The following is an 11,452-nucleotide window of genomic DNA, read 5'->3' as shown; positions in this document are numbered from 1 at the left end:
CACCTTCGAGACGTCGATCCCGTCGCCGGGCAGCATGTTGATCACGCCCGGCGGCATCCCTGCCTCCTCGAGCAGCTGCATGGTCATCGACGCGGCGAGCTGCTGGGTCGGCGAGGGCTTCCAGATCACCGTGTTGCCCATGAGGGCCGGCGCGGTGGGCAGGTTGCCGGCGATGGCGGTGAAGTTGAAGGGCGTGATCGCGTAGACGAAGCCCTCCAGGGGCCGATGGTCCGTGCGGTTCCAGATGCCCGGGCTGTTGGCGATCGGCTGCTCGGCGTGGATCTGCTTGGCGTAGTGGACGTTGAAGCGCCAGAAGTCGATCAGCTCGCAGGCGCTGTCGATCTCGGCCTGGAACGCGGTCTTGGACTGGCCGAGCATGGTCGCGGCGTTCAGGCGCTGACGCCAGGGTCCGGCCAGCAGGTCAGCGGCCTTGAGGATGATCGCGCACTTGTCGTCGAACGGGAGCGCCCGCCACTCGGGCGCCGCCTTCGCCGCCGCGTTGATCGCCGACTTCGCGTCGGCGCCGTCGGAGTTCTTCATGACGCCCAGCACGTGCTGGTGGTCGTGCGGCTGGACGACCTTGATCTCGCGGCCACCACCGGACCGTCGTCGGCCCCCGATGTGGGCCTTGAGGTCGTGCTCACGGCGCTTGAGCCGGTCGATCTCGAGGACGAGTGCCTCGCGCTCGGGAGTGCCGGGGGCGTAGGTCAGGTTCGGCTCGTTGACGGGAGCCGGCGGGGTGGTGGTCGCGTCCATGGGTGCGAGCGTAGCGAGCCAGGCGCCGCTCGCCGACCAGCCGCTACTTCTTGCGGCCGCGGGGAGCGCGGGGCCGGCCGCCCGCGGCGGTGTCGAGGAGCTCGTCGAGCGCCTCGGTGAGGCACTGGCCGAACACGTCCGCGTCGGGGAGGAGGTCGCGGTCGGCGGTGATGCCGTAGTAGACGGCGCCGTCGTACGACGTCACGCCGATGGCCAGGGCGTGGTCGCGGGTCAACGGGTGGACCGGGTAGGTCTCCAGCATCCGCGCCCCGGCGGCGTAGAGCGACGACTGCGGGCCCGGGACGTTGGTGATCGAGATCTGGGCGCCCCGCCTGAGCTCGTCGGCGGCCACCCGGGAGCCGATGGCGTGGAAGGTCGCCGGGGCGAAACCGGCGATTCCCGCCAGCCGGTTCGCGGCCACGGCGCGACCGGTCTCCTTGTGCGCCTGGAAGGAGTACGACACCTGGTGCAGGCGCACCACCGCGCTCGGCTCGCCGACCGGGAGCGAGACGAGGTGGGCCGCGATCTGGCTACCCAGGGAGGTGGCCTCGAGCTCCTCGTCGATCACCGAGACCGGGACGACCGCCTTGATCTTCCGCAGCCCGGCCAGCGACTCGGCGCGGGTCATCAGCCAGCCGCGCAGACCGCCGGTGATGGTCGCCAGGATGACGTCGTTGACGGTCCCTCCGTGCGCGCGGCGCACCTTGCGGTAGGCCGCGAGGTCGGTGCGGACCGCCACGAACCGACGCTGCTGCGAGAGCTCACCGGAGATCGGGGTCTCGGGTGGGCGGCGGTTGGTCAGGGCGTTGGTGATCTCACCCGCGCGGCCGGCCGCGGCCTCGGCGGCCCGCTTCGCGGATCCCGCGTTGCTCCGCAGGGTGTCGAGGACGGTGCCCGGTCGCTGCACCGACTCGCGCACCGCCGAGACGACCAGCGCGGTCGGGGTCGGGCGGGCCGGAGGCCGCCACTCGTCGTTGCCCAGGATCCGCTGCTCGGAGCCCACGTCGAGCAGCACCTGCCCGAGGTCGACGGTCTCGATGCCGTCGACGAGCGCCTGGTGGGACTTCGACAGCACGGCGACCAGGCCGTCGGCCAGCCCCTCGACGAAGTAGACCTCCCACAGCGGCCGGTGGCGGTCGAGGGGTCGGGAGACGATGCGGGCGACGAGCTCGCGGAGCTGCTCCATGGAGCCGGGACGCGGGAGCGCGGAGCGTCGTACGTGGAAGCCGAGGTCGAAGTGGGGGTCGTCGACCCACACCGGATTGGCCAGCCGGCCCGGCACCGCCTGCACGCGCTGGCGGTAGCGGGGCACGAACGAGATCCGGTCACCGATCAGGGCGACCAGGCGCTGGTAGTCGAACCCCGAGCCGGCGGGGTCGAAGATCTCCACCGTCGCGTTGTGGAGGGGCGTGCGGGCGGACTCCTCGGCCAGGAAGGCGAGGTCCCTGGCGCGGAGTCGCTGACTCATGGCTGATGCCCTTCGGTGTCGGGTGACGGGCCGCTGCCCGCAACGCTTGCTCAACGTGGGATTCTGGCAGAAGGCGGTCGCCCCACGGGCGACCGTCCGCCACGCGCCCCCAGGCGAGCGACACGGACGCTGTGACACCGAAGAAGGGAACTCACACCATGCGCCGCACTGCCATCGTCCTCACGGCGCTCCTCTGCGCCAGTCCGATCCTGGCGGGTTGCAGTGACGAGGAGTCGCCCGCGCCCACCTCGTCGGGAGACGAAACCGCCACGGTCGAGATCACCTTCTCCGACGGCGAGGTGACGCCGATGGGCGACCGGGTCGAGGTCGAGGCCGGGAAGCCGATCGAGCTGGTGGTCGAGGCGGACGAGCCCGGCGAGCTGCACGTCCACAGCACGCCGGAGAAGGAGTTCGAGTACGACGCCGGCAGCTCCACCTTCGAGCTGACCATCGACGAGCCGGGTGTGGTCGACGTCGAGGCCCACGACCCGAAGGTCGTGATCGTCCAGCTCGAGGTCTCCTAGCGGTGCCGGGCGACGGGATCTCGCTGGCCCACGGCATCGGCGGGGCCAAGGACCTCCCGATCCCTCCCGAGCTCGCCATCCTCGGCGCGGTCGCGGCACTCACCGTCTCGTTCACGGTCCTCGCCGTCGCGTGGCGCACCCCCCGCTACGACGAGAGCAAGACCGGCCGCCCCGCTCCCGACTGGCTCGCCGGGGTGGTGGATTCGGCGGCGTTCCGGATCGGGCTGCGCGTGGTGGGGATCGTCCTGTTCGCCTACGCCGCCGTCGCCGCCGTCTTCGGCCGGGACCTGCTGACCAACCCGGTCTTCGGCATCTTCTACGTGTGGTGGTGGGTCGGCCTGGTCCCGCTCTCCCTCCTGTTCGGTCCGGTGTGGAAGGCGATCAGCCCCGTGCGGACCATCAACCTCGTGTTCGCCAGGCTCTCCGGCAGCGACCCAGAGGCGGGGGTGTTCCACTACCCCGCCCGCCTCGGCTACTGGCCGGCAGCAGTAGGACTGTTCGCGTTCGTGTGGCTGGAGCTGGTCTACCCGTTCTCCACCGAGCTCGGCCCGGTTCGCCTGTGGTGCGCGATCTACGTCGCGGTCATGCTCCTGGGCGGCGCCCTGTTCGGGAGCGGCTTCTACGAGCGCGGCGACCCGTTCGAGGTCTACTCCAGCCTCGTGGCGAAGCTGTCGGTCTGGGGACGGCGGGACGGGCGGCTCATCGTCCGCAGCCCCCTGGCGAACCTCGACACCACCCTGGCCGTGCCCGGCCTGCTGGCGGTCCTGTCGGTCCTGTTCGGGAGCACCGCGTTCGACTCGTTCAAGGACTCGAGCTTCTGGGTGCGGTTCACCCAGGACAGCGACATCTCGACGAACCTCCTCAACAACCTGGCCCTGCTCGCGTTCTGCGTCGGGGTGGGCCTGGTCTTCCTGGTCGGCTGTGTCACCACCGGGGTCGACCCCGACACCCGCCGGCTGGAGCTGCCGAACAAGTTCGCGCACTCGATCATCCCGATCGTGGTCGGCTACATCGTCGCCCACTACTCGACGTACCTCCTGGAGTACGGCCAGCAGACCCTGATCCAGGCCAGCGACCCGTTCGGCAACGGGAGCGACCTGCTCGGCACCGGCGACTGGACGGTCAACTACTGGCTGTCCTTCCACCCGACGTTCCTGGCCGTCCTGAAGGTGCTCGCCGTGGTGGTCGGGCACGTCCTCGGAGTCATCGCCGCGCACGAGCGCGCGATCGAGCTGCTGCCGAAGCGGCACCAGCTCACCGGTCAGCTGCCGCTGCTGTTCGCGATGATCGCGTTCACCGTCGGGGGCCTCTACCTGCTGTTCGCCGCCTGATCCTGCGGACCGGGGCGGCGGGCGCCGACTCGGGCAGCAGCTCGTCGGCGATCTCGCCGATCGCGCGGCCCAGGGCGCAGTCGCCGGACTCCACCACCGTGCGCCCGGCGACCAGGGCCCGGTCGACGGCGGCCCGGTCGTCGGGCAGGAAGTGGAGTCCGGTGAGACGGGTGAAGCCCTCGACCATGCCGGCGATGTCCTTCTCCGACCAGCCCAGTGTGGGACGCATCCGGTTGACCACCACGCGCACGGGCGCGCCCCCGGTGAGGTCGCGCAGCTCGACGAGCCCACGGGCCAGCCGGGAGAGGCCCACCGGGTCGGCGCTGCCCACGACGACCACCTCGTCGGCCACCCCCAGCGCGCCGTGCGTCATCTGGTTGCGCCCCGGCCGTGACCCGAAGTCCGTGGCGGGATCATGTTCGAGGCTGAAGCCGGTGTCGACGACGACGTGGCCCCGGTCGCGGCCGACCTCGAGCAGGTGCTCCACCACGCCCGACCGGACCTCCAGCCACCGGTCCGGCCGCGGCAGCCCGGTGACGACCCCGAGGTGCGGACCGATCGTCCGCTGCACCGTCCCGAACCGGTCGGGAAGGGCGCCACCGGCGGTCAGCCGGGCGGCCGCGAGCAGCCCCGACACCTCGTCGAGGATCCCGAGCTGCTGGGCCACGGCCCCGCCGTAGGGGTCGGCGTCGACCAGCGTCGTGGGGCACCCGCGTCGCGCCAGCTCGGCGGCCAGACCCACGGCGAGGGTGGTGCGACCCGGCGCCCCGGCAGGACCCCAGACCGCCAGGACCCGTCCACCCGGCTCCGGACCGGCGGCCGGCTCCTCGGAGACCTCCCCCTGCCCGTCCGGGTCCGCCGGCGTCTCGTCGGCCAGGACCTCGTCAGGCAGGGCCACCAGCTCCGCCTCGGAGACCGTCGAACGGATCCCGATCCGGGTGGCCCGCAGCCGTGCGGCGTCGTGCTCGATGCCGTCGGCGACGATCGCGACGGGTCGCACCGAGTGCGAACGCAGCAGGTCGACGGCCGCCTGGTCGAGGCCGTGGGTGTCGATGCCCAGGACGGCCACGTCGGCCTGACCGGCGCTGGCCGAGGCCAGCAGGTCATCGAGGTCGACACAACGCTTGAGGACGACGATGCCCCGCCTCTCCGACAGCAGGGCCAGTGCGGTCGACTCCCATGCCGCTCCCGCGGCGACGACGAGGACGACCACCACGACGCTATCCCCGTCGGACGATCGTGAGGACCGGGGCGTCGATCGACCCGGTGACCCGGAAGAACTGCTGCGCCTCGCCCTCGGTGACCCCGAGCACCACCTGTCGCTGCCCGCTGACGGCGAGGCTCTCGGCGGCCGGCGGCGCCTCGAGGACGGTGACCCCGGACAGGACGGACCGGCCACTCGCCCCGCCCATGACGTAGACGTCGACGATCCAGCCCGACTGGACGCCCGGCGGCACCCGGGTGGTCTCGACGGCGACCGGAAGCTCCATCGCGTCGCTCTCGCCGGAGGTGCCGACCGCCGACCGTGGCAGCAGCTCCCCCTCGCCGACGGCGCGCTCGAGCCGGAGGTCGCCCGGCAGCTGCTCCTCGGCGAGGAAGTAGCGGTCCAGAGAGGCCGGTTCCACGAACCGGACCTGGCGCGCCGTCAGGTCGTCGGCGGAGACGGTGTCGCCCGGCCCGAGGTCGGTGGCCACGGCCCACACCGTGACCGAGTCGTCGGCCCCACCGACCAGGCGTGCTCCCGCGACCACCGAGACCGCCACGAGGGCGACGCCGATCCAGAGCCGCGGATCACGCCAGCCCGGGGAGGCCGCACGCACCGCCGGCGGGGCCTCGGGAGCTCCGAGATCGTTGCTCACGCGGACATCATGCCGCTCGCGACGCGCTTGGTCATCTGGTTGTCCACAGGCCTTCGCCGCGCGGCGTACCCGATCCGGGTAAACGGTGGGACCATGGACGCATGCCCGGCGCACCACGCTTCCTGACCCTCGGCGAGGTGGCCGAGATCCTGAACACCTCGTCCGCACAGGTCTACGCGCTGGTGCGGCGCGGCGAGCTGCGGGCGATCAAGATCGGCGGGCGCGGCCAGTGGCGCGTCGAGGCCACGCAGCTCGAGGACTACATCCAGCGGATGTACGACGAGGCCGACAGCTTCGTCGCCGAGCACCCGTTCGTCGAGGCTCGCGCCGGGCGCGACGACGCGCAGGCGGACGACGAGCCCACCTAGGACGTCGCTGCGGCGCCTCAGCCGATCTCGGAGCCCAGGGTGATCTCGACCGTGCGCTCCTCGCCCCCGCGCAGGATGGTGAACTCGATCGTCTCCCCCGGCTGGTGGGTACGGATGGCGACGATCAGGGCGATGCCGTCGGTCACGCGTTCGCCTTCGACGGCGGTGACCACGTCGTCCTTGCGGAGGCCGGCCTTCTGGGCGGGCGTGTCCGGGTTGACCTTGTCGATCCGGGCACCCTCGCCCTCGTCCCCGCCGGTCTGCACCTGCGCGCCGATGACGGGGTAACGCGCCTCGCCGGTGCGCAGGATCTGGTCGGCCGTGATCCGGACCTGCTCGATCGGGATGGCGAAACCGACCCCGATGTTGCCCGACTCGCTGCCGAAGCCGCCTCCGGTCGTGGCGATGGCACTGTTGACGCCCACCACCTGACCCTCGAGGTTGACCAGCGGACCGCCGGAGTTGCCGGGGTTGATCGCGGCGTCGGTCTGCACCGCATTGATGTACGACGAGTCGTTGGCGGAGTCACCGGTGGTGACCGGCCGGTCGAGCGCGCTGACGATCCCGGCGGTGACCGTGGAGCTCAACCCGAGCGGGGAGCCGATGGCGACGACCCCGTCGCCGACCCGCATGACCTTCGAGGCACCGAGCGACGCGGGACGCAGCCGGCTCGCCTTCTCGGAGAACAGCACCGCCAGGTCGTAGACCGGGCTCCGGCCGACCACCTCGGCGTCGTACCGGTTGCCGTTCTGGTCGACGATCTCGATCGGGCCGTCACCCTCTGCGGCGTCGGCCACGACGTGGTTGTTGGTGATGATGTGCCCCTGCCGGTCGAGCACGAATCCCGAGCCGGTGGCACCTCCGGCCTCGCCCTCGAACTCCGCGGAGATCTGGACGGTGCTGGGCAGGAGCTGCCGCGCGACCGCGGTCACCGACCCGTTCTCGGCAGGCAGCGGCGGCGTCGAGACCGTGTCGACCTCCCCCAGCCCTCCGGAGACGAGACCCGGTGTGTCATCGACGAGGCCCTGCACGAGCAGCGCACCGACGGCGCCGCCGAACAGCCCCAGCGCCAACGCCAGGCCACCCACGGCCAGCCACATCCACCACGGCACCGGGCCCTGCGGCTCGCGGGGGGCCGACGCCTGCGGGTGGGGTGCGGCGTACCCCTGGCCGGGCTGCCCCGTGAGCGGGGGCAACCATGACCCGCCGGCGGGTTCTGCCGGCTGCGCTCGCTCGGACAACGGCCGGGTGGGTTCGGTGTCCCGCGGCCCGTCGTCGCCGGGGTCGCGGCCGTCGTCGTGTGAAGTCACGGGTTCATTTTCCCCCACGACCGAAATCGGGGCGGACCAGCCCGCCGCCGGGTCAGCGACGCGGTCCCGGCAGCGTCGTCGCCGGGGCCCGCGGACTCTCGCTCTGACCGATGTTCGTCACCGGCGCCCGACGGTCGACGGGGCCGTCCGGTGACGCCGCGCCCAGGGCGATCACGCCGAGCACGGCCACCCCGGCGGCGCCACCCCCGATGGCCAGCCCGGTCCAGCTGCGGGAGCGGCGGCCCAGCACGTCGACGTGCGGGCTGTGCGGGTACGGACCGAGCAGCGACCCCTTGAGGTGCTCGGGGGCGGACGTGCCGCCGAAGGAGAGCCCCGCCAGTCGGTTCTTGATCCATCCCTCGCGCTCGACGAGGTCACGACAGGCGTGGCAGGCGTGCACGTGGGCCCAGGCGCGCTCGGCCTCCTCGTCGGAGAGCTGGCCGTCGAGCAGGGCGCTGACCCGGGAGCCGAGATGCCACATCACACGTTGCCCCGCGGGATCAGCATCGACCCTGTGGCGGGACCGGAGTAGCGGGTGCGGCCGGCCGCAGGGGCCCGGTGGGCGAGCGCCTTGCGGAGCATGGCCCGTCCGCGGTGGATCCGCGACCGGACCGTCCCGAGCTTGGCGTCGAGGATCTCGGCGATCTCCTCGTAGGTCAGCCCCTCGACGTCGCAGAGGACCACCGCGGCGCGGAAGTCGGGGGGGAGCGTCGAGAGGGCGCGCTCGATGTCGTCGTCGAAGGTCTGGTCGGCGTACGCCGCGTCGGGAGCCGGCGTCCCGCTGCTGAGCCGGGCGGCCCGCTCGTCGGAGAGCGCGTCGAAGCGGATCCGCTGCTTGCGACGCGCCTGGTCCAGGAACAGGTTGGTCGTGATCCGGTGCAGCCACCCCTCGAACGTCCCGGGGGTGTAGCTCGACAGGCTGCGGAAGACCCGCACGAAGACCTCCTGGGTGAGGTCCTCGGCGTCGTGCCGGTCACCGGTCAGGCGGTAGGCGAGCCGGTAGACGCGGTCGGAGTGACGCTCCACCACCTCGTCCCAGGTGGGTACGCCGTCGGTCGTGTCCACCGGAGCCTCCTGGTGCCCAGTCAATGTCCGGGCCTGCGCCTGCGATCGGATCAGTGTCCTTGCCTTTCCCAGCGTAGAGATACCGACTGAGAGGAACCTGTGAATCCCTCCCTGCTGACCCGCACAACGACCCGCGTGCCCCGGGTGTTCCCGGCCGCTCGGGCCGGGCGTGTCGCGATAGGGTCGAGGCGCACGTCCACACCTGTCGGTCCGGTCCGGCGGGTGTCCGACCCAGGAGGCCCGCCATCTCTCCCACCACGTCGCCGATCAAGCCCGCGAGCTGGTCCTACGCCGAGGCGCACGTCGTCGAGGACGACGTACTGGCTGCGGCCCGGGCCCGTGCCGAGGAGGTCGGGGTGGTCCCGATCGGCTCCGGCGGGGGCGCCGCGCTCAGGTTCCTCGCCTCCGTGCTGGAGGCACGCGCCGTCGTCGAGATCGGCACCGGCACCGGCGTCAGCGGGATCTGGCTGCTGCGCGGCATGCGCCCCGACGGGGTGCTCACCACGGTCGACATCGAGGCCGAGCACCAGCGCCTGGCCAAGCAGTCGTTCACCGACGCGGGCATTCCGCCGCAGCGGGCACGGACGATCTCCGGTGCCGCGCTGGACGTGCTGCCCCGCCTCACCGACGGCCACTACGACCTGGTGTTCTGCGACGGCGACAAGTCGGAGTACGCCGCCTACCTCAAGGAAGCCGTGCGGCTGCTCCGCCCCGGCGGGGTCGTGGTCTTCGACAACGCCCTGTGGCACGACCGGGTCGCCGATCCCGCCCAGCGCGACGAGGAGACCGTGACCATCCGGGAGCTCGGCAAGGAGGTCGCCGACGACGACTCCCTGATCTCGGTGCTGCTGCCGGTCGGCGACGGACTGCTGGCCGCCAAGAAGGAATGGTCCCCCGAAGCCGGGTAGGTCAGGCCCGCGGCGTCGCCGCGAACCCCTCCCAGCCCTCGGCGACCGCCACGACCTCGCACTCCTCGATCAGGACCGGCGCGCTCCCGATCAGCTTCGACCCCGGGGCCTCGGCCGCCGTCTCGGTGAAGCCCGCCTGGAACTCCGCGCGGGCCTCCTCGGTCGCGAACACGTAGCAGCCCTCGAACCACTGCCCCGGACGCATCCGCCAGGTCTTGAACCGGAGACCGGCCAACCCGGTGAACCGTGCGTGCGACGTCTCGGCGACGTAGTCGGCCAGCTGCTCCTCGATCCCGTCGGGCGCGTCGGCGAGTGACCAGCGCACTGTCAGGCCCTTCATGCGACCCCCTCCAGCGGGTCCTCGCTGCCCAGCCATGCGAGCAGCGCCCGAGCACCGAATCCGGTGGGTCCCGCGGTCCACTCGTACCTGTCGTCCGGCGCGTCCCCCACCGACGCGATGTCGAGGTGCGCCCAGGGCCGCCCACCGACGAAGTGCTGCAGGAAGAGGGCGGCGGTGATCGCGCCCGGACCGCCCGGCGCGTTGTCGGCATCCGCCACGGCGGAGGACAGCTTGTCCTCGTACTCGGTGGCGAGCGGGAACCGCCACAGCGGTTCGCCGGACTCCTCCCCGGCGCGGGCGATGACCGACGCGAGCTCGTCGCGGTTGGCGAAGAAGCCTCCGACCTGCTGTCCCAGGGACACCTTCATGGCGCCGGTCAGGGTCGCCACGTCGACGATCACGGCCGGGTCGAGACGGTCGACGGCGTACGACAGCGCATCGGCCATCACCAGCCTGCCCTCGGCATCGGTGTTGGTGACCTCGCTGGTGCGGCCGCCGTAGTGGCGCACCACGTCGCCGGGTCGCAGGGCGTTGCCGCTGATGGCGTTCTCGGCGGCGGCGATGAGGCCGGTGACGCGCACCGGGCACTCCACGGCCGCGAGCGCCGCCATCACCGCGAGCACGACGGCACCGCCGGTCATGTCGCGCTTCATGTTGACCATGGACTCGCCGGGCTTGATCGAGAGCCCGCCGGAGTCGAAGGTGATGCCCTTGCCCACCAGCACCACCCGCGGTCCGCCGCGGCGACCCCCGGGCGGCCGGTAGTCGAGCTCGATCATCCGTGGCGGGGTGGCCGAGGCCTGCCCCACCCCGAGGATCCCGCCGAAGCCACCCTCGGTCAGTGCCTCGACGTCCCAGACCTTCGACTTCAGGCCGGACTCGTCGGCGACGACGACGGCCTGGTCGGCCAGCCAGACGGGGGTCTTGAGGTTCGAGGGCACCGCCGCCAGCATCCGGGCCCGCCATCCGGCGCCGCCGACGGCGATGGCACGGTCGAGGACCGGGGCCCAGCGCTCGTGCCGGGGCAGTCCGGCGAGCACGACCCGCGACACCGGGACGTGCTCGGGCGGCCGGGAGCGCCAGTGGAAGACGAAGGAGCCCAGCATCACGCCGACCACGAACGCCTCCAGACCGCCGTCCGGGGCGATCGCGGGGACCGAGGTGGCGACGCTGGACCGGTCGCGGGTCGCCCGGGCGAGGGCTGCTCCCGCCCTGCGCAGGTCGGCCGGCTGCTGCTCACCGACCCCCACGAAGTGCACCCAGCGCAGCGCCTCGTTGTCGGGGATGCCGAGGGGGACGGGGTACGACGTGATCTCGCCGGCCTTCCCGGTGGCCCCGGCAAGCTCGAGCAGGGCCAGCGCATCAAGCTCCAGCTGCGCGGCGACCTCGTCGGCGCCGGGCCCGAGGAGGATCTGACCCTCCTCCCCGTCCGGACCCGGCAGCACCGGGAGGGCGACCGCCTCGGCGCCCCGGATCGCGTGCGGCCGCAGCTCGCTGACCGCGAACTCGGGCGGTGAGACCTG

At 72.3% G+C, this 11,452-nt stretch carries 13 protein-coding genes; 4 read left to right on the top strand and 9 right to left on the bottom strand.

Features of this window, described 5'->3' with window-relative positions; translation table 11 throughout:
* Window positions 1-756 (bottom strand): aldehyde dehydrogenase family protein (locus VFN12_RS10375; RefSeq protein WP_325118588.1); only part of this gene is annotated, 756 nt, incomplete at its 3' end.
* 43 nt (window positions 757-799) lie between these two features.
* Window positions 800-2,224 carry a wax ester/triacylglycerol synthase family O-acyltransferase gene (locus tag VFN12_RS10370; protein WP_325118586.1) on the bottom strand — a complete coding sequence of 475 codons (1,425 nt, stop codon included), beginning with the start codon at window positions 2,222-2,224 and terminating at the stop codon, window positions 800-802.
* 158 nt (window positions 2,225-2,382) lie between these two features.
* Here VFN12_RS10370 and VFN12_RS10365 point away from each other — a divergent pair, with 158 nt between their 5' ends.
* Entirely contained in the window at window positions 2,383-2,748 is a 366-nt protein-coding gene (locus VFN12_RS10365; protein WP_325118585.1) for a hypothetical protein, read from the top strand.
* 2 nt (window positions 2,749-2,750) lie between these two features.
* A complete protein-coding gene (locus tag VFN12_RS10360; protein ID WP_325118584.1) occupies window positions 2,751-4,079 on the top strand; it encodes a hypothetical protein in 1,329 nt (442 codons plus the stop codon).
* On the opposite strand, the gene VFN12_RS10355 is transcribed toward VFN12_RS10360, so the two are convergent.
* Together VFN12_RS10355 and VFN12_RS10350 are read right to left on the bottom strand one after the other, a co-directional pair.
* Window positions 4,042-5,295 carry a hypothetical protein gene (locus VFN12_RS10355; protein WP_325118583.1) on the bottom strand — a complete coding sequence of 418 codons (1,254 nt, stop codon included), beginning with the start codon at window positions 5,293-5,295 and terminating at the stop codon, window positions 4,042-4,044. The two genes, VFN12_RS10360 and VFN12_RS10355, sit on opposite strands and share 38 nt — an antisense overlap.
* Before the next feature lie 4 nt (window positions 5,296-5,299).
* Complete coding sequence (locus tag VFN12_RS10350; protein WP_325118581.1) at window positions 5,300-5,938, bottom strand: hypothetical protein; 639 nt, start codon at window positions 5,936-5,938, stop codon at window positions 5,300-5,302.
* A 101-nt stretch (window positions 5,939-6,039) separates the two neighbouring features.
* Here VFN12_RS10350 and VFN12_RS10345 point away from each other — a divergent pair, with 101 nt between their 5' ends.
* Window positions 6,040-6,306 carry a helix-turn-helix domain-containing protein gene (locus tag VFN12_RS10345; RefSeq protein WP_325118580.1) on the top strand — a complete coding sequence of 89 codons (267 nt, stop codon included), beginning with the start codon at window positions 6,040-6,042 and terminating at the stop codon, window positions 6,304-6,306.
* Window positions 6,307-6,323: 17 nt separating this feature from the next.
* On the opposite strand, the gene VFN12_RS10340 is transcribed toward VFN12_RS10345, so the two are convergent.
* From VFN12_RS10340 to sigE, 3 genes are read right to left on the bottom strand one after another with little or no spacing between them, the layout of a single operon-like run.
* Window positions 6,324-7,616: a S1C family serine protease gene (locus VFN12_RS10340; protein ID WP_325118578.1), complete on the bottom strand. Its 1,293-nt coding sequence runs from the start codon at window positions 7,614-7,616 to the stop codon at window positions 6,324-6,326.
* Between the two features lie 52 nt (window positions 7,617-7,668).
* Entirely contained in the window at window positions 7,669-8,097 is a 429-nt protein-coding gene (locus tag VFN12_RS10335) for a zf-HC2 domain-containing protein (protein WP_325118577.1), read from the bottom strand.
* Window positions 8,097-8,681 carry an RNA polymerase sigma factor SigE gene (gene sigE, locus VFN12_RS10330; RefSeq protein ID WP_414690031.1) on the bottom strand — a complete coding sequence of 195 codons (585 nt, stop codon included), beginning with the start codon at window positions 8,679-8,681 and terminating at the stop codon, window positions 8,097-8,099. The genes VFN12_RS10335 and sigE overlap by 1 nt, the downstream gene beginning before the upstream one ends.
* A 266-nt stretch (window positions 8,682-8,947) precedes the next feature.
* Here sigE and VFN12_RS10325 point away from each other — a divergent pair, with 266 nt between their 5' ends.
* Window positions 8,948-9,589: an O-methyltransferase gene (locus VFN12_RS10325; protein WP_325118589.1), complete on the top strand. Its 642-nt coding sequence runs from the start codon at window positions 8,948-8,950 to the stop codon at window positions 9,587-9,589.
* A gap of 1 nt (window position 9,590) precedes the next feature.
* Here the strand turns inward: VFN12_RS10325 and VFN12_RS10320 are convergent, their stop codons facing one another.
* Both VFN12_RS10320 and VFN12_RS10315 read right to left on the bottom strand, forming a co-directional pair.
* Complete coding sequence (locus VFN12_RS10320; protein ID WP_325118575.1) at window positions 9,591-9,929, bottom strand: hypothetical protein; 339 nt, start codon at window positions 9,927-9,929, stop codon at window positions 9,591-9,593.
* Window positions 9,926-11,452: leucyl aminopeptidase family protein (locus VFN12_RS10315; protein ID WP_325118573.1), on the bottom strand; the 1,527-nt coding region annotated here is incomplete at its 5' end. The genes VFN12_RS10320 and VFN12_RS10315, both read right to left, overlap by 4 nt.

It is taken from the genome of Nocardioides sp., from assembly GCF_035703625.1.
GTDB lineage: Bacteria > Actinomycetota > Actinomycetes > Propionibacteriales > Nocardioidaceae > Nocardioides.
Note: the sequence above shows the minus strand (reverse complement) of the source record. Positions and strands in the feature narration are given on the sequence as shown.